An 18,914-nucleotide genomic window follows, 5' to 3' on the forward strand; every position below is an offset into this window, starting at 1 on the left:
TATTGAGGTTTTATTAGAGAAGGGGTGCTGGTTTATGAATTTATGCAAACTTATTTTGATGTTGGAGAAGAGCCATATAGAACACAGAATACATCTTCCGGAGGGCTGCGCCGCGGACGATATCGAGCTTAAAGGTATGGTCTGCGACAGCCGCAGGGCGGGACCCGGGATGGTCTTCGCCGCCACGAAGGGCGGCCACCGGGACGCCCATGACTTTATCCCCACCGCCGTGGCCGCCGGTACACCCGCGGTACTCTGCGAACATGAGGTCGACGCCGGCATACCGCAGATCATCTGTCCCAATGTGCGCTCGGCGATGGGAGATGTGGCCTCTCTGCTCTATGAGGAGCCGTCGAAGAAGATGACGATGATCGCCCTTACAGGGACGAACGGCAAGACGACCTCCACCTTTATGACGCAGGCGATATTGAACCACGCCGGTATCAAGACCGGGCTTATGGGGACGGTCCTCTATGACGACGGAGAGAAGATCGAGGAGGCCGAACATACGACGCCCGAGGGCTGCGATATCCAGAATATTCTCGCGCGCATGGTTACTAACGGCTGCAGGGCCTGCGTTATGGAGGCCTCGTCGCACGCGATCGTGCAGGGGCGGATCGACGGCCTGCGCTACGACCGCGCCGGGTTCACGAATCTTACGCTTGAGCACCTTGATTTCCACAAGGACATGGAGCACTATTTTCTCGCCAAGAAGTCGCTGTTTGACCATTATATGAGGAACAACTGGAAGGCTTCGATAAACATAGACGACCAGTATGGACGCCGCCTCTGCGAGGAGCTGGGAAAGAGGGTCATCTCCTACAGTATGCTAGACGAGGAGGCGGACTTTTTCGCCTCCGTGGTAAACATCACGGTAGAGGGTCTTGAAATTGAAATAAAAACGCCGGAATCTCCGGAAAAGAAAAAGATAAAACTGCCCATTTTGGGAGCTTATAATGTGCTGAACGCGCTGCAGGCGCTGTCGCTTTCCTGGTCGATCGGCGTCTCCGCGCAGTCGGCGCTTGAGGCGCTGGAGAATATGCCCCAGGTTCCCGGCCGTCTTGAGCGCTACCGTTTCGATAACGGAGCCTCCTGCGTGATAGACTTCGCGCACAGCTCGGACGGGCTGGAGAAGGTTCTCAGCGCGGTTCGCCCGATCTGCAAACGTAAGCTCTATGTTGTATTCGGCGCAGGCGGAGACCGCGACACCTCAAAACGTCCCGTTATGGGGGAGATAGCCTCGCGTCTCGGCGATTTCGTCGTCGTCACCTCTGACAACCCGCGCAGCGAAGACCCCGCCGCGATCATGGCCGCGATCGAACCCGGCGTCAAAGAGCATGACACTCCATACACGATGATCTCCGACCGCCGCCAGGCCATCTATTACGGGCTTGACCAGGCGGGTGCGGACGATATCGTCGTCATTGCCGGACGCGGTCCCGAGACACACCAGATATTGAAGGACGGGCCAATACCGCTTGTCGATAAGGAGATCATGGAGGACTGGTGCCGTCAGAGCGGAAAGAGGGTGATCTGATGGCTCTCTTCTGCGCCTCCGAGGGCGCCGCGCTCTGCGGCGGCCGGCTTTACGGACCGGACATAAAAATATCCCGCGGCTGGAAGTGCGACAGTCGGGAGATCGACCCCGGCGACAGTTTTGTCGCGATAAAAGGGGCCGCCACCGACGGGCATCTCTATCTCCACCAGGCGATCGAGCGCGGCGCGAAGCTGCTGCTCGCAGAGGCCGCCGAGCTTGAACGCCTCAACATCCGCGGCGACGCGTATTCAGGCGTGAGCTTCATCGCCGTGGAGGATACACAGCGGGCCCTCGCGGCCCTCGCGGAGGAGTATCTGCGGCGCGTCTCGCCGAGGGTCGCCGCGATCACCGGCAGCGTGGGGAAGACGACGACGCGGGAGCTGACGGCCGCGGCGCTGAAAAAAAGCTTCCGCGTGCACAGCGCGATCCGCAGCTTCAATACGCTGGTCGGCTGCAGCCTCACGATCCTCGCGATGGCCGAGGATACCGAGGTGCTTGTGCTTGAGCTGGGGACGAACCATTTCGGCGAGATAGAGGAGATGGTCAGCCACTTTTCGCCGGAAATCGCCGTCATCACCGAGGTAGCGCCCTGCCATCTCGAGGGCTTTGGCAGCCTTGAGGGGGTCCTGCGGGCGAAATTGGAGATCTGCGGCAGCCCGAGTCTTGCCGCCGTGGTCTTCAATAATGACAACGGCCTCCTGAAAAACTATATGTCTTATAATTTAGATAACATTAAAAAAATCGCCGTCGGCAGCGGAGAGGGAGCCTCTCTTACAATCAAAGAGGCGGAGGTCAGGCTTGACGAAAACGGCCCCCGGACCTCCGCCGTTCTTTGCAGAGAGGGGAAGGATATCTCTTTATCCTGCTCGCTCTTCGGAACGCAGCACGCCTATAATATGGGCTATGCCTTCGCCGTCGCCTCGTGGCTCGGACTCTCCGACGAAGAGGCGGCGGCCGGCATCGCGGGGATCTCCCCGATATCAGGCCGCGGCCTCTGTAAGCGCAGCGCTCCGCGCGGCTGGGTGATAGACGAGGCCTATAACGCGAACCCCGCCTCGATGAGCGCCGCGATCAGGAACACCCGCGCCGCCGCCGAAAGCCTCGGCGTCAGAAAATGGGCTATCCTCGCGGGGATGCGCGAACTTGGCGAAAGCGCCGCGGAGTGGCACCGCCGGATAATCGCGGAGCTGGCCGACTTTGACGGCGTGATGCTGCTCGGCGAGGAGTGGCGCGGCTGCGGCCCCCTGCCGGAGGGAGCGGCGCTCTTTTCATCTCTGGAAGAGCTTATTTCAAAGATCGATTACAACGACCTGAATGAGAAAGTGATTCTCGTCAAGGGGTCGAATTCCTATAGTCTGAAGCGGGTCGTGGGAGCGCTTACGGAGGCCTGAGGATGTTTATCGATTTCACGGCGATCCTCTTTTTTACATTCGCGCTGGAGATATTTCTCCAGCGGAGCTGGATCAGCGTCATGCACAGCCTGAAGATAGAGCAGGTGACCAAGCTCTACGGTCCGTCGTGGCATGAGAAGACGAAGATGGGTACGCCGACGATGGGCGGCATCGTCTTTATCCCCGTGCTACTGCTCGCCATCCCGCTGATAATAATGATGGACGGGGATTTTTCCCTCAGCGGCGCGGCGCGGATCGTCTCTTATCCGGTGCTCGCGGCGGCGGTCGGTTTCGTCGACGACTGGCTGAAATACAGCCGCCGCTCCAGCGACGGCCTTAAGAGCCTGCAAAAGCTCGCCCTGCAGGTCGCCGTCACCCTGCCGTGGGCGCTGTGGGTCTCCGAGCCGCCGTTTGTGATATTCCCCGGGTTTGAGGTCTCGCGCTTGCTTTATGTCGCGCTGGTGACCTTCGTCGGCGTTGGGCTTCAGAACGCGGTCAACGTTACGGACGGCCTTGACGGCTTGGCCGCCGGCTGCGCCCTGATATCCTTTATGTTTGCGCTCTCCTTTATAGACGGCGGTTCGACGATGATGCTTATCATCGCGGCGGCCTGCGGCATCTGCCTCGGTTTTCTCTGGCACAACGCCAATCCCGCCTCGGTATTTATGGGCGACGTTGGCGCGCACTTTCTCGCCGGCCTTCTGCTCTCTATCTGCCTTAACTCCGGCGTCCTTATTTTTGTGATCCCGCTCGGCTTTTTCTTCGGGGTGGAGATTTTGTCGGTCACGATCCAGATAATCGCGATCCGCTGTTTTCACCGCAAGGTATTTAAGATGAGCCCGATACACCATCATTTTGAGATGTCAGGCTGGAAGGAGACGCAGATAGTTACGCGTTTCTGGGTGATGCACATCATCGGCATCTGTCTTTTGATGAGCCTCTTATTTTATTTTGCACTTCGGAATTTTTGAGTTATGATATTAGATTAGATTTTTAAGATCTGGAAGGCTGTTGGTGAAGATGACGGAGAATATGCAGTTGGCTGGAAAACGGATATCGGTGGTAGGCGCGGGCGTCAGCGGACGCGCGCTCGCCGAACTCGCAGCGGAGCTTGGCGCGGATGTATTCGTCTCCGATATAAAGGAGCCGGACGCGGCGGCAGTCAAGGTTTTTGAGGATAAGGGAATAAAATGGGAGGGCGGCGGCAACACGGAACGTGTGCTTGAGGCCGACGAGATCGTCGTCAGTTCAGGCATCTCGCCCAAGGCCCCGATAATCGAGGCGGCGCGCGCGAAGGGGATCACGGTCACGGGCGAGCTGGATTTCGTCTCTCCGTACCTTTCGGGAATCGTGATCGGCGTCACCGGCAGCAACGGCAAGACGACGACCACCTCTATGATCGGTTATTTCCTGGAGCAGATGGGCTATTCCGTGATGACGGGCGGCAACATCGGCAACGCCGTGGCCCACGCCGCGGGAAAGGATTATGACTTTATCGTTCTTGAGCTCTCCAGCTTCCAGCTGCATTGGGCAAAGGATTTTATCTGCGACCTCGCCATAGTGACAAACCTTGCCCCCGACCATATAGACTGGCACGGCTCATATGAAAATTATGTCGCGGCGAAGGCGAACCTGATAAACTGCCTCGCGCCGGGCGGCGCCGCGATCTATCAGAAGCGCGACGAAGAGGCGCTCAAGATTGAGAGGGAAGATGTCGAAAGGTATCCGCTCTGCTGGGGCGAAGATGATCCCCACATGAAGGGTCTCTACCTTGACGGCGAAGTAAGGGCCGCCTGGATAAACGGAGGCGACTGCCGCATGAAGCATCGCCTTTTCCTCTTTGACGACGTCAAACTGCTTGGAAACCACAACATCGAAAATACCGCGATGGCCCTTGGCGCTCTCGCGCTCTTTAATATTATGGACGTCCCGCCGTCGGTGATCGGCTCCTATGTGCCGCCGAAGCACCGCTGCGCCTTTGCCGGAAAGATCCGCGGCGTGACCTTCGTCGACGACTCCAAGGGCACCAATGTCGCGGCGACCGTTACGGCGATGACCTCACTTCCCGGCACTAAGGTCATAATCCTCGGCGGCCAGGGCAAAGGAGAAGACTATGCGCCGCTCGCCGAGGCTGTGAAGGAAAACACCCACGCGGCGGTGCTCCTCGGCTCCGAAAGAGAGAAGATCGCCGCCGCCCTGTCGGCGGCCGGCGTTACGGACTATAAAATCGCCGCCGATATGGAAGAGGCCGTCAAGACGGCCTACGGCCTGGCCGCCGATGGCGACACGGTGCTGCTCTCCCCGGCCTGTACGAGCTGGGATATGTATCCGAGCTATAATGTCCGCGGAGATCATTTCTGCGCGATTGTAAAAGAGATAATCGCTTCGGAGGAGTAAGAGAAAATGGAACCGAGGCTTGACGGCTCGCCGGATAACCGATATAAGGCCAACCCCTTTATATGGGTGATCCCGCTGATACTGAGCGGGATCGGTATACTGATGATAACCTCCACCACGAGCCCGACCTCGTTCCTTTACACCGGCACGCCCTTTCAGATGGGGATAAAGCAGCTCCAATGGCTGGGGATAGCGATGCTGGGGATGTTTTTCGTCTATTCCGTGCCGGTGCGGATATGGTACCGTTTCTCCGGTCCGCTCCTTGTCCTCATGTGGCTGCTGGCGTGGCTGCCGCTCGTACCCGGAGTGGGCGAGGCCATCGGCGGCGCCAGAAGGTGGATAAGACTGCCCGGGCTTGGCGTATCGCTGCAGCCGGGGGAGCTTCTCTGTCTCGCCGTCGCGCTGCACCTTGCGAAGCTGCTATCGCGCGGCGCGGAGCGCGATCCGCTGAAAAGTTTTATCAACACGGTGATCCTTGTCGTGCTTGCCGTGCTGCCGCTGCTCGTGCAGCCTGACCTTGGCACGACGATCCTGATATTCACCGTTTCGATGGGCATGTATGTTGAAAAGGTCGGCTGGCGTTATCCGGTCATCGCCGGCGGTGTGCTGGGCGGCGTCATTTTTCCGCTGCTGATACTGCTGGAGCCCTACCGGATGAGGCGCGTCACCGCCTTTCTAGACCCCTGGGCCGACCCTCTGAACAAGGGCTTTCAGGCGATACAGGGGCTGATCGCCTTTGCCAACGGCGGACTCTGGGGCTCTGGGCTCGGCCACGGTTTCCAGAAGCTCAACTATCTGCCCGCCGCCTACACGGACTTTATCTACGCCGCGGTGGGTGAGGAGCTTGGCCTCATCGGCACCCTCTGTATCCTTGGGCTCTTCGGCTTTTGGATGATGCAGACCAGGGCCAGTTATTTTCGGACCGAGGACCCCTTTAGATCTTCGCTGATCTGGGGAATTTCGCTGACGGTGCTTTTGCCGCTAGTGATAAATGTCGCTGGAGTCACAAAAATGATACCGCTGACGGGAATGCCGCTGCCTTTCATCAGTTACGGCGGCACCTCGCTCGTCACCATGTGGTCGCGCGTCGGCCTGATGCTGAGGCTTGAGAAGGACAGTTGGCTGGAGGAGGGCGAAAATGGCTGAAAATGATAAACGCAGGCTTTTACTCGCGGCGGGCGGCACCGGCGGACATATTTGGCCGGCGCTCTCCTTCGGCAGTTGGATAAAGGAGCGTCACCCAGAGTGCGAGGTCGGATATATTTGCGGCTCGCGGCCGCTTGAACTGGAGATTTACCGTGCCGCCGGCGTCGAACCGGTGGTGCTGCCGATGGAGGGTTCGCCCCTCTCCGGCGTCGGTCTCAGGCAGAGGGGCAGGCGTCTGGCCTCGCTCTTCTCAGCCTACGGCGCGGCGTCGGGGGCCGTCGCGCGTTTCAAGCCGGACGCGGCGCTGCTCTTCGGAGGTTATCTCTCTTTTCCGCTGATCATGGCCTGCAAGAGGGCCGGGATACGGTGCGCGATGCACGAACAAAACGCGCGCGCCGGCAAGGTGACGTGGTTCGCCGCGAAGCTGGGGCTGGATATATACAGCGGCTGGAAGGAATGCCTGCCGCTTGCCCCGAAGGACCACCTGCGGACGGGGGTCCCGGTGAGAGATTTTGAGCTGCCCTCCCAGAGAGAGGCCTGGCGGAAGCTGGCCCTCTCCGATGAGATGCCGGAGGGGCCGAAGGTCGTGGTCTTTTCGGGCTCGCTCGGCAGCCAGTCTATAAAGGAAAGTATCTGCGAGATCGCGGCATCGGGGGAGTTTCTCGGTTGGAACTTTATCCTTCCCGCCGTCGCCGAAAAGATGGAACGCCGCGGCGGCAACGTCTGGCTACTTCCCAAAGTCTGGGAGGCTTCGCTGCTCTACGCGGCGGCGGATATGCTGGTGCTGCGCGCGGGCGGTTCGACGCTGACGGAGGCGGGAGTGCTCGGAATTCCGGCGCTCATCATCCCCTGGAAGGGCGCCGCCGACAATCACCAGTACCACAACGCGCTGTCATTTGTAAGTGAAAACGCCGGTCTTATATGGACCGGAGACGAGGGGATGGATATCCTTGCCTCATCCCTGCTGCGCCTGAAGGCGATGGGCCGAAAAGGTAAGGGCCGCGGCCTTTACGGGCAGGGTAATATAATTTGCGAGAACCTTTGGAGCGCAGTATGGAGCCATTGACGGCCCATCATTTTTTCACCTTTTGAAGGGAGAGTATGGACAAGTTGGAGAACAGGGATATCAGCCTAAAAAACAAAAGCATACACTTAATGGGGATCGGAGGGGCCGGAATGAGCGGCCTTGCCATCCTTTTGGATCAGATCGGGGCGAAGGTCTCGGGATGCGACACGATAAAGACCCCCTATATGAAACACCTTGATGAACGTAACATTTCTATTATTATAGGACATGAAGCCAGGCACATAGATGAATTTATGCCGAATATCCTTGTCTATTCCAGCGCCCTGCCCAACGACCATCCGGAGATCCTCAAGGCGTGGCAGCAGGGGATACAGGTATCGCGCCGCGCCGAGGTGCTGAGTCAGATATTTAACGTGCGCCGCGGCGTCGGAGTGGCGGGAACGCACGGAAAGACCACCACCTCCTCGATGATCTCGCTGGTCGCGGAAAACGCTGGGCTGGACCCCACCGTCGCGATCGGCGGCGAGCTGCTGCAGATCGGCACGAACGCCAAACTCGGCACAAGCGACTATATGGTGGCCGAGCTGGACGAGAGCGACCGCTCTTTCGTCTACTTCCACCCCGAACTGGCCATCGTCACCAACGTCGACTGGGACCACCGGGACCACTATATGACATTCAAGGCCGTCACCGACGCCTTTGCCGAGTTTCTCACGAATGTCAAGAGCGAGGGCAAGGTCATCCTCTGTATGGAGGACAGCGGCGTGCGCAAGCTCCGCGAAGAGTACAGCGTCTCTCCCTCCGCAGTCACCTATGGCTGGGGGCGCGGCTGGAACTGGGGCGCCGCGGAGGTGAAACACTTCGCCGGCGGCGGCGTCTCCTATGTGCTCTTTCACGACGGCGAAGAGCTCGGGACCGTCGAGTTCTCCGTATCGGGAGAGCATAACGTGCTCAACTCGCTCGCGGCCTACGCCGCCTGCTATGAAATGGGCATCGCGCACGACGACATCGTCAAAGGGCTGAAAATATTTAGGGGCGCGAAGCGCAGGCTGCAAAGGACGGGAGAGGTGGGGGACATCCTTATTTATGACGACTACGGCCATCACCCCAACGAGATATCGGCGACACTGAACACCGTGCGACGGATATTCCCCGAACGCCGCATCGTCGCCATCTTCCAGCCGCACCGCTTCAGCCGCACCGCCGCGCTCTACAAGGAGTTCGCCGACGCCCTTTCTCTTGCGGACCGGGCTTTTATACTGCCGATATATGGCTCCGACGAAATGCCGATGGAGGGCGTCTCCTCCAAACTGATCTTTGACGCCGCCTCGGACGACACGCGCTCGCACTACGAGCTTTCGGGAAACTTTGACGACCTCATCTCCTCGGTCTGCAAGGCCGCCCGCTCCGGCGACATCATCCTGACGGTCGGCGCGGGGTCGGTGGGGACTCTCGGCAAAAAAATCGTTGAAAAGCTGACGGAAATACAGGCGTAGATGGAAAAAGGGGCGCTGATCTCCAACTGTTCTCTGAAGGAGCTCAACACCTGGCAGTGCGGAGGCCGCTGCCTCTGGCTCGCCGCGCCCGCTTCGGCCTCAGAGGCTGTGCCGCTGATCGAGAGAGCGCGGGATTCTTCGACTGAGCTCTACGTACTCGGCGGTGGATCGAACATTCTAGTTCAGGACGGTTTGCTGAACGCGGGGGTGATCTCCTCGGCGGCGATGGATTCGCTTGCCCTCCGTGAGGAGGGGGGCGCGGTATTCGCCGAAGCCGGAGCCGGTCTCCCCGTCAGAAAGATGCTGGCGCTGGCCCTGGAAAGAGGGCTGGGAGGACTCGCCTTCCTCGCGGGAATACCCGGTACCGTCGGCGGCGCGCTCTACGGCAACGCGGGAGCGGTGGGCGAAAGCTTCGCTCCGCTGGTCGAGTGGATCGAGACGCTGTCACGTAACGGCGAGCCGCGCCGCTGGCGGCGGGATGAGCTGCGCTGGCAGTACAGGGCGTCGCCCTGGACGGAGCCGCCGCTGCTCATAACGAAGGCGCTTTTTCGCCTCTCATATGAATCAAAAGGTAATATTATCAAAAATATAAGACATTTTTCGGAGCTTAAAAAGGGGCAGCCAATCGGTGCCAAGACGGCGGGATGCGTCTTTAAGAATCCTCCCGGATATTCGGCGGGACGGCTGCTCGACCAATGCGGCTGCAAGGATCTCTTTGTCGGCGGCGCGCGGGTTTCTAAGCGTCACGCGAATTTTATCGAAAATCACGGAGGCGCGCGCGCGGAGGATATATATAATTTAACGCGGCTGTGTCAAAAAAGAGTATATGATGAGTTTGGGGTAACGCTGATCTATGAAATTAAATTCTTTGGGGCGTTTTAGACACCGGAGAAAATTAAGAAAGATATTGATGGTCCTCTGCGCGCTGCTGGTCGGTTTTATGATCGCGGCGGAGAGCCGTTTTGCCTTTATGCGCATCGGCGATATCCGGCTGGAACCGGCTAACATTCTGCCGCAGTACGCGGTGTGGGGCGTCATCACTCCGGACCAGGAGCGATTTTGGCCCTCGTTCTGGCTTGCGAAGAGCGATTATGTGAGGCTTCTTGAGGCATATTACCCGGTGGATGTCGGCCTTGAACTGCGCGGCTGGGGAAAATTTCACCTGAATGTTACGCCGCTGATCCCCATTTATAAGGTCTACTGGGGAGGCAAATTTTGGTATCTCTCTGCGGAGGGCAAGCTTTGGCTCTCGTCTCTGCCTGAAAATAAGATCCTCGCGGAGCATATCGCCGAAGGACTGCCCGTGCTCACTTGGGGCGCCGACCGGGCTACGCCGATAGACATATCCCAAGTCGAGGGCAACATCCACGAGTCGAGTCTGCCCATCCCGCTGATAAAGAGCTGGTACAGGATGACGAAGGAGCTGGGCTGGGATAAATATGTGAAGTTCATCCAGGCGGGAGTTAAAGAGGGTACGCCGGTCGTAAGGGTGATTTTCTATACGGCGGGTAATGAAAACGGCGCGCAGCTGCTGCTGCCAAACGAGGCGGACCGGTGGGCGGAGACCGGGCTGGCTGTCAAAAAACTTTACGGAGGCATTTCGAATCTTCCTCCCGACGTCTTTATCGACGGGACATATAAGGGGAAGATCCTTATCAGGAATCTAATAGAGGATAAAAATGGTGAGATAAAGACAAAGGCGCAGGAGGCAAAGGAAAAAACGAAAACCAAGAAACCGTAACGGTGTTTTTAGCTTGAAATAATATCTTTATCATATATATTTAATCGAGAAAGATTTATAATGTACAATATAGGGATAATGAATCCCTAAAAAGAGGGGGAAATAGTTTTGTTTAAAAAGGCATCAAGTTATCCGCAGAACAGAGAGCCGGATCTGCTTGTCGGCCTTGACTTGGGAACAAGCAAGGTGACGGTGGTGGTGGCCGAGCGCGAAGCGGAGGGCGACGAGGCTCAGGTCATCGGGGTGGGGCAGGCGCCATCCAACGGAATACGCAAGGGACTTATCGTAAATCTTGACCAGGCGGTGCGCTCTGTCCGCCAGGCGGTGAGCGACGCCCAGAATATGGTAGGGCAGGATCTCAGCGAAGTGACGGTCGCCTTTGGCGGCGGCGAGGTCACCAGCATCCGCTCCAAGGGCATGGTCTCTCTCGGTCGCACGCCGCGCCCGGTCATGCGCCTTGACATAGAACGCGTTATCGACGCGGCTCAGGCCGACGTCGTTGTACCTACGAACCAGAGCATCCTCCATACAATACCTGTCGAATATTCTCTGGACGGCAATGTCGGCATTGACGACCCCCTCGGTATGAATGCCATGCGTCTCGACATAGAGGTGCAGTCGATAATCGTTCCGACCGCCACCATTCAGAACGTCTATAACTGTGTGAACAAGGCGGGGCTCAAGGTGAGCAGCCTCGTTATAAAACCACTCGTCTCCGCTCTCGGCGTCCTGACGCCGGAAGATGCTCTCGCGGGCGCGGTCGTCGTCGATATGGGCGGCGGCACCACCGGAATCGCTGTATTCGCCGACGGCAGGCCGAAACATCTGGCGCTGCTGCCGGTAGGCGGGGATCATATCACGAACGACCTCGGCAGCGTATTGAGGCTGCCGCTCAACAAGGCGGAGGAGCTCAAACGCTCCGTCTCGCTCAGGGCGGAGTTTGATCCGGAGGAGACGCTCAACTTTACGCACCTCTCCCGTGAGTACAGCATCTCGAAAGAGGACCTCTACGAGATAGTCCGCTGCCGTCTTGAAGAGCTTACCGACGACCTCATCCGCCCGGAGATAAAGGCGGCTAAGATCTCCATGCTCCCCGGCGGTATCCTGCTGACCGGCGGCGTATCGAAGACAGAGGGCATCGACGATTTTATCCTTGAAAAGATGGACCTGCCGGCACGCGTGGCGATGCCGGTGGACGCGAACCGCATGCCTCCCGGCCGCAACAGCCAGGAATATTCATCGGCGGCGGGTATCATAAAATACATACTGGAGAGGGAGCGCGATCCCTTCCGTTATCTTGACAATCCGACGATCGGCAAGACGGAGCAGCTCAAGAGCACGGTAAGCTACGCGCCGCCCTCCGAGGGCATCCCGATCGGCCAGAAGGATAAGGACGGTCCGGGCTTCAATCCCGTGGACGCCGTGAAGAAGCTCTTTGGAGACCTCTTCTAAGAACGCATGGAGGAATTATAGGAATGGGAGCTATGTCAGAAATTTTTCAGCTTGATAAATCAAGCTTCCCGGCAAGGGAAGTGATAAAAGTCGTAGGCGTGGGCGGAGCGGGGAACAACGCGCTGAACCACATCATCCGCGGCGGCGTGAGCGGCGTGGAATTTATCGCTGCCAACACCGATATCGCCCATCTTGAGCTGTCGGAGGCGACCTGCCGCATCATCCTCGGCAAGGAGCTTACAAAGGGCCTGGGAGCGGGTTCCGATCCTGAGATCGGCTGCAAGTCGGCGATGGAGTCGCGCGAGGAGCTGCGCGCGGTGGTCGAGGGCGCGGATATGGTCTTCGTCGCCGCCGGAATGGGCGGCGGCACCGGTACGGGAGCCGCGCCGGTGATTGCGGGGATCGCCAAAGAGGCGGGAGCGCTCGTTGTGGCGGTTGTCACCCTGCCCTTCACCTTCGAGGGACGCCGGAGGATAAGACAGGCATCCTATGGCATAGAACAGCTGCGCGACAAGGTCGACGCTCTGATCATCATCCCGAACGACAGACTGCTCGGGATCACCGATAAAAAGACCTCCGTCAACGACGCCTTCCGGATGGCGGACGGCGTGCTGCACCAGGCGGTGCAGGGGGTGACGGACCTTATCAAGCGTCCCGGCCTCGTCAACGTCGACTTCGCCGACGTCAAAACGATCATGTCGAACGCCGGAACCGCGATCATGGGCATCGGCGAGGGCTATGGCGAGAAGCGCGCGGCTACCGCGGCCTTTAACGCCATCAACAGCCCGCTTATGGACAGCAAGATGAGCGGCGCGAAGGGCATCCTCTTCAACATCACTGGCGGCGCGAGCGTCGGCATTCATGAGATAAACGAGGCGATCAGCATCATCACCGAGGCCGCCGACGAGGACGCCTTCATCATCTGGGGGCATATATTCGATCCGGAGATGGAGGATTCCATCCAGATCACGGTCATCGCCACGGGCTTCGACGACGATAAAAAAGAAACGGGCGAGCCGAAGGCCGCTGTCGTTTCCGCCCCCGAACCGGCGCCGGTACGCACCGCGTCGCAGAGCGCCAGGCCCGCGTCTCCCGGAGTGACGACCCAGGGGCTAGATATCTCCGCCGTTAAAAACCTCAACAGCTACACGGCGGCCAAGAGCGCGCCGGTACAGCCGCAACCGGAAGCCGTTCCTGAAAAACCGGTTGAACAAAAGGCCAAGCGTCATGAACAGATAACAAAGACTGCCCAAAGTGCGGTAACTGCCGACGAGGATCTCTTTAAGCAGAGCGGGGCTCCCGTCGACCAGTACGACATTCCGGCCTATCTCAGAAAGAGGCGGCAATCCTGAAAAAAGAGAGCCGCGCTCCACGCAGGCCCGCGAAAATAACCGCCTGGCAGAGCTGGGAAGACTACAGAAGAGACGAAGAGTGGATCACAGAGCTGCCCAAGGGAGGAGATTTGCCTTGGGCTCTCTTTTATCCCGCCGATTACTCGATCGGCGCGGCTAACCTCGGCTTTCACTATGTATTTCAGCGGCTGCGCGAGTCGGGGGTGGCGGTGGAGCGTTTCTTCGCCTCGCCGGTGCCATACCGTTCCGTCGACGCCGATACGATGCTTGAACGTTTTTCCGTCATCACGGCGAGCGTCGCCTATGAGGGCGACATTCCCGCCTTTTACCGCTGGCTCTCCGGAGCCAATATCCCCCTGCTCGCGGAGGAGCGTATCGCCGGTTCATTTCCCGTGATAGGCATGGGCGGCGCGCTCTCCTACATAAACCCGCTCACCGTCTCGGGAGTATGCGACTTTATCATCCTCGGCGACGGCATGGAGGTCATGGATCATGTCATCGAGGCGCTGCGCCTCTATGAGGGCGGCTGCGGACGCCGCGAACTCTGGCGCAGACTAGCCGAAAGCCCCCATATTTTCGTGCCGCCGGTCGACATAAAGGACGGCCGGTTGGTCCGCGACCTGCGGATCGGCCGTTCGCTCGACCTCAACGGACCATATCCGGTGCACAGCGCCTGGATGACGGAGAGGGGCGCCTTTGGCAAGACGCTGCTGCTGGAGCTTCAGCGCGGCTGCGCGCGCTCTTGCAGCTACTGCACGCTGCCGCGCTGCTTCGGCAGTATGCGCTGGCGTAAATTCGAGATCGTCGAAAGGGCTCTGAATGAGATCACCTCACGCTTTGAGGTGCCTCAGGCCGGTCTCGTAACGCCGGAGGCGGGGGATTATCCCTTTCTGCCGCAGCTGATCGACAAACTGATCGATAAAAATATCGGCGTCTCCTTTGCCTCCCTGCGTCTCGACCGTCTCAGCGAACAGATGATCTCGGCCCTCTCCGGCAGCGGCAGACGCAGTATAACGGTCGCGCCGGAGACCGGCGGCGAGAGGCTGCGCTTCGGCTGCGGCAAAAAATTCACCGACGACCTGATCCTGGAAAAGCTCGTGATGGCGAAAGAGGCCGGGATCGACCGGGTGAAGCTCTATTTTATGATCAGCCTTCCCGGTGAGAGCGACGAGGATATCACGGCGATGACGGAGCTCTGCCGCCGCATAATCGCGGAGACGGGGCAGAGCCTCACTCTCTCCGTCAACCCCTTCATCCCTAAACCCGGGACCCCGTGGCAGGATGAAATTTTCTGCGGAAAGCACACAATCAGGCAAAAATATGAGAAAATAAAAAAAGATATGCGAACTATTACTAAAAAAACGCCCCAGCTGAGGCTTACGGGAATAAAAGAGGCCGAGACGGAGTTCAACCTTGCGTGGTACGGGTATAATGAAAGCCTAGAACTTGCGAGAAATATTGAATCCGGTATAGCAAAACTGCCCATATCGGACAGAGAGACGACCGGAATAGAGCTCGGATGCTTTATGTAACTGGAAAAGAGGTGGCTGTATGGTTATTTCCCGCAAGACGCGCGCGCGCGACTATAAAGAGAGAAAACCGATCACGGCGTTCGGTCAGGTAATACTGCCGCTCACGATGATCATGGCCCTCGCGCTGCTTTATCTCAGTGTGAAATTGTTTTTTTTCGCTCCGGAAAAGCTTGCGACGGAGCAGCTCCCCTATACTATCCCCAAAGACGAAGTCATTGCCATGCCTAGCGGCAGGCAGACTTCCGCCGATGACGCCTTTATTGACGATGATCCGGAGGACGAGGTGACGGTCACTCCCAAAAAGAAGGTAAAAACAACTCCGCCCGCGAAACCGGTACAGCCCTCGGTTACGGTGGTGAAAAAGCCCGTGCAGACGGTAAAGACCAAGAGGGACGATCCTCCCAAAAAGAATGTGACGACGCCCGCCGCGGTCAAACCGGCGGCAAAGGCGGAGAGCGGAGCGAGATGGGACATCCAGATCGGCGGCTTTTCCGCGAAGGAGGGTGCCGAGCTCACCGTCAAGCAGGCGAAGGAATCCGGATATTCCGTATATATCGTGGACTCCGTGCTCAACGGCAAGCCCTTTTACAAAGTGAGGGTGAGGGGCGAGAGCGACAAAAAATCGTCCCAGGAGCTCTCGAAGCGCCTCGCTAAGGCGGGTTTCCCCGTATATCTGGTAGAGATAAAACGTTAAATGCGGCGGGCGCGGGGCATGCGCATCTGGCTTTCCGTCTGGTGGATACCGCGCGGCAGAGGTTTTGACAACAGCTTTTCATGCCGCCGCCCCCGGGCACGGAGGCGGAGACGTCTTATCCGCGCCTGTGATATGATAGACTGACATACTAAAGATCATAAACATGGAAGGTCGCTGATTATTCTATGGCTGGTTTCGTAAAAGAGGTGACGTCGAGGAAGAGGGCGCTGGAAGATATCACGGAGCGCCTTCTCTTTCCGTGGGGATATCCCGTCAGGGAGCTCCCGCTGGGAGAGGCCGTCGGCAGAAGAAGCGCCTCCGAGATAATAAATAACCGGCCCTATCCTCCCTTCAGCAGAAGTCTGCGCGACGGCTACGCGGTCAGGCATTTGGACGCCGCCGGCGCGACGCCGGGCACGCCGCTCTTTCTGACGAAGGCGGGAGAGGTCTTTATGGGGCGGTGTCCCGATTTTGAGATATCCTCTTCGGAGGCCGCCGCGATACCGACGGGCGGCATTCTGCCTAAGGGCGCCGACGCCGTCGTGATGCTTGAGGATACGGAGCTTGCCGGCGGCTGGGTGGAGGTCCGCCGCGGCGTACAGGCCGGTGAGAATATCATCCTTGAGGGCGAGGAGATCCCCCGGGGGGAGAGGCTGCTTGCGACGGGCGGCATGGTCGACTTTAAGACTATCGGCATGCTCGCGACCGCGGGGGTCTCGTCTCTCTCCGTGATCGACCTCAGGATATCGATCCTCTCCACGGGCGACGAGATAGTTCCCGTGGAGACGAAGGAGCTGCCACCCGGCTGTATTCGCGACGTCAACGGCTGGAACCTCAAGGCGCTGCTCTCGCGCTACGGCTTTGAGGCTAAATACCGCGGCATCGCGAACGACGACGGCGCGGAGTTTGAGCGGCGTTTCCACGAAGAGCTGGTGGACTGCGATCTGCTCATCCTCAGCGGCGGCTCTTCGGTGGGCGTGCGCGACCATTGTTCCGAGATGCTGGCCTCGCTGCCGGAGCCGGGGCTTCTTGTGCGGGGGCTCAACATCGTTCCCGGAAAGCCGACGCTCATCGCCGCCGACGCGGCGGCGAAAAAGCTGGTTGTCAGCCTTCCCGGCCACCCGCTCTCCTGCCTTGCCGTCGCCTTCACCGTACTGCTGCCGCTGCTCATGCGCCGTATCGGCGCGGAGGAGCGCGAGTGCGGCACGCGGCTGAGGCTGCGCCTCGCGCGCGACCTGGCGGCGCGCACGGGACCGGAGGAATTCGTCCCCTGCGTCTTGTGCGCCGATGGCAGCGTTGCGCCGATAGCCGCTAAATCAGGTTATATTTCAGCGTTGGCAAAGGCCTCCGGACTTATCTGCATACCGGAGGACCGTGAAACGATCAGAGCAGGCGAAGATGCGGAGGTCTGGCTATGGCAGTAAAGTTTCCCGAACATATAACGCTTGACGAGGCCTGGGGGATACTATCCTCGGCCTTTGAGGGATATTCAGAAAAATTTAAGACAAAACTTGAAATATCGGCGGCGCTCGGAGATATTCTGACGGAGGACATCTCCGCCTCCCGCAACGTCCCGCACTATGCCGCCTCGGCGGTGGATGGTTACGCGCTGCGCGCCTCCGATACCGCGGGGGCTACCCCCGCCACTCCCGCGCGTCTGCCGGAGGGCGGCTGGCAGTGGATGAACACCGGCGCGGCGCTGCCCGACTGGGCGGACGCGGTGCTGATGGTGGAGGATTCCTCGCAGGAGGAGGGCGAGCTCGTCGTCTACCGCTCCCTTACGCCCTCCGCCAACGTGCGCCCTCTCGGAGAGGACGTCATGGCGGGGCAGATCATCGCGCGCGAGGGCGAACCGGTGACCCCGGCCCTGATCTCCCTCTTCCTCTGCGCGGGTATCGACGAGGTGCCGGTCAAAAGAAGGGTGCGAAGCCTCTTTATCCCGACTGGAGACGAGATAATTTCCCGCGAAAAATGGCTCGCGCAGGAGAGCCAGCGCTCCGGCACGGTCGCCGAGAGCAATTCGCTCTTTATCGCCGCCTCCTTCAAGAGGTGGGGCTTTGAGGTTGACGTCGCCCCGATACTTCCCGACGTGCCGCAGATACTGAGGGAATATGTCGAGAGGGGCGCGGCGGAGTATGACCTAGTGCTTGTCGGCGCGGGCTCCGCGAAGGGCAGGCGCGACCATACCATTGAAGTCTTTGAGGAACTTGGCGAGGTCCTCTTCCGCGGCGTGCGCATGAAGCCGGGTCGTCCGGCGATGGCCGCCGTGATCGCCGGAAAGCCGGTGATATGTCTGCCGGGCTTCCCGATGTCGACGGCGGTCGTGCTCTGGTCGCTCGTCTACCCGCTTCTCCGGCAGTTTGCCGGTGAGAGCGGCGACCTGCGGCAGCTTGTGCGTGAATCCCTCGGCGTGAAAGATATCATGGAGACGAGGCTGCTTGTGCAGCATTCCTCCTCCGCTGGTATAGAAGAGTGGCTGCGTATGAAGGTCGCGCGCGTCGGCGACAGGCTCTATTCATGGGCGCTCACCTCTGGCGCTAGCGTCCTCTGGGCTCTCGCGGAGTCTGACGGCATCGCGATGCTTCCCGCCTCGGCGCTCGAGTGCGAGCGGGATACCAGGGTGGACGTCTGGATGACGCGCGGCATAGACCTTGACAGGCGGGTGCTCTTCCAGGGTTCCGACGACCCCGCGATACAGCTGCTGGTGACGCCTATACGCAGGCGCGGCGCGGATTTTGCCTCGCGCGCCGTCGGCAGCATGGGCGGCCTTGCCGCGCTCTCGCGCGGAGAGTGCCACCTTGCCGCCGCGCATCTGCTTGACGAAGATACGGGCGGCTACAACGACGTCTTTATAGAACGCTTCTCCAAGGGGCAGAAATGGGCGCGTATCCTCGTCTTTTACCGGACGCAGGGCATCATCGTCCAGAGCGGTAACCCCAAGGGGATAAACAACTTTCACGACCTCTGCGCCAAGGATATCGTCTTTTCAAACAGACAGCCGGGGGCCGGTACACGGGTGCTCTTCGACCATCTGCTCAAAGAGGAGGGCGTGGCGCCGGAGAATATCAAGGGCTACGCGCAGATATGCACGACCCACATGGAGGCGGCGAACCGCGTCTACACGGGGCTGGCGGACGCCACGCTAGGCA

General features: G+C 59.2%; 15 protein-coding genes. All 15 read left to right on the forward strand.

Features of this window, described 5'->3' with window-relative positions; genetic code table 11:
- Positions 1-34: 34 nt before the first annotated feature.
- Entirely contained in the window at positions 35-1,537 is a 1,503-nt protein-coding gene (locus tag LIO98_RS09860; RefSeq protein WP_291956292.1) for a UDP-N-acetylmuramoyl-L-alanyl-D-glutamate--2,6-diaminopimelate ligase, read from the forward strand.
- Positions 1,537-2,928 (forward strand): UDP-N-acetylmuramoyl-tripeptide--D-alanyl-D-alanine ligase, encoded by a 1,392-nt coding sequence (gene murF, locus LIO98_RS09865; RefSeq protein WP_291956296.1) that lies wholly within the window; start codon positions 1,537-1,539, stop codon positions 2,926-2,928. The genes LIO98_RS09860 and murF overlap by 1 nt, the downstream gene beginning before the upstream one ends.
- Before the next feature lie 2 nt (positions 2,929-2,930).
- Positions 2,931-3,899, forward strand: a complete 969-nt coding sequence (mraY, locus tag LIO98_RS09870; protein WP_291956299.1) for a phospho-N-acetylmuramoyl-pentapeptide-transferase — start codon at positions 2,931-2,933, stop codon at positions 3,897-3,899.
- 61 nt (positions 3,900-3,960) lie between these two features.
- Entirely contained in the window at positions 3,961-5,325 is a 1,365-nt protein-coding gene (gene murD, locus LIO98_RS09875; protein WP_291956334.1) for a UDP-N-acetylmuramoyl-L-alanine--D-glutamate ligase, read from the forward strand.
- Between the two features lie 6 nt (positions 5,326-5,331).
- Positions 5,332-6,471 carry a putative peptidoglycan glycosyltransferase FtsW gene (locus LIO98_RS09880; RefSeq protein ID WP_291956302.1) on the forward strand — a complete coding sequence of 380 codons (1,140 nt, stop codon included), beginning with the start codon at positions 5,332-5,334 and terminating at the stop codon, positions 6,469-6,471.
- Positions 6,464-7,537 (forward strand): UDP-N-acetylglucosamine--N-acetylmuramyl-(pentapeptide) pyrophosphoryl-undecaprenol N-acetylglucosamine transferase, encoded by a 1,074-nt coding sequence (locus tag LIO98_RS09885; RefSeq protein ID WP_291956305.1) that lies wholly within the window; start codon positions 6,464-6,466, stop codon positions 7,535-7,537. Before LIO98_RS09880 ends, LIO98_RS09885 begins: the two co-directional genes overlap by 8 nt.
- 35 nt (positions 7,538-7,572) lie before the next feature.
- Entirely contained in the window at positions 7,573-8,994 is a 1,422-nt protein-coding gene (murC, locus tag LIO98_RS09890) for a UDP-N-acetylmuramate--L-alanine ligase (RefSeq protein ID WP_291956308.1), read from the forward strand.
- Positions 8,995-9,876 (forward strand): UDP-N-acetylmuramate dehydrogenase, encoded by an 882-nt coding sequence (gene murB, locus LIO98_RS09895; protein WP_291956310.1) that lies wholly within the window; start codon positions 8,995-8,997, stop codon positions 9,874-9,876.
- 28 nt (positions 9,877-9,904) lie between these two features.
- Positions 9,905-10,735 (forward strand): hypothetical protein, encoded by an 831-nt coding sequence (locus tag LIO98_RS09900; RefSeq protein WP_291956312.1) that lies wholly within the window; start codon positions 9,905-9,907, stop codon positions 10,733-10,735.
- Positions 10,736-10,843: 108 nt separating this feature from the next.
- The gene (gene ftsA, locus LIO98_RS09905) at positions 10,844-12,187 is read left to right on the forward strand and encodes a cell division protein FtsA (RefSeq protein WP_291956315.1); all 1,344 of its coding nucleotides are present in this window, start codon (positions 10,844-10,846) and stop codon (positions 12,185-12,187) included.
- Between the two features lie 32 nt (positions 12,188-12,219).
- A complete protein-coding gene (ftsZ, locus tag LIO98_RS09910) occupies positions 12,220-13,539 on the forward strand; it encodes a cell division protein FtsZ (protein ID WP_291956318.1) in 1,320 nt (439 codons plus the stop codon).
- 110 nt (positions 13,540-13,649) lie between these two features.
- A complete protein-coding gene (locus LIO98_RS09915; protein WP_291956321.1) occupies positions 13,650-15,071 on the forward strand; it encodes a radical SAM protein in 1,422 nt (473 codons plus the stop codon).
- Positions 15,072-15,090: 19 nt separating this feature from the next.
- Positions 15,091-15,765, forward strand: a complete 675-nt coding sequence (locus LIO98_RS09920; protein ID WP_291956324.1) for an SPOR domain-containing protein — start codon at positions 15,091-15,093, stop codon at positions 15,763-15,765.
- Positions 15,766-15,950: 185 nt separating this feature from the next.
- Positions 15,951-17,189 carry a molybdopterin molybdotransferase MoeA gene (locus LIO98_RS09925; RefSeq protein ID WP_291956326.1) on the forward strand — a complete coding sequence of 413 codons (1,239 nt, stop codon included), beginning with the start codon at positions 15,951-15,953 and terminating at the stop codon, positions 17,187-17,189.
- The coding region (locus LIO98_RS09930; protein WP_291956329.1) for a substrate-binding domain-containing protein at positions 17,180-18,914 on the forward strand (1,735 nt) is incomplete at its 3' end. The genes LIO98_RS09925 and LIO98_RS09930, both read left to right, overlap by 10 nt.

Source organism: Cloacibacillus sp., from assembly GCF_020860125.1.
GTDB lineage: Bacteria > Synergistota > Synergistia > Synergistales > Synergistaceae > Cloacibacillus.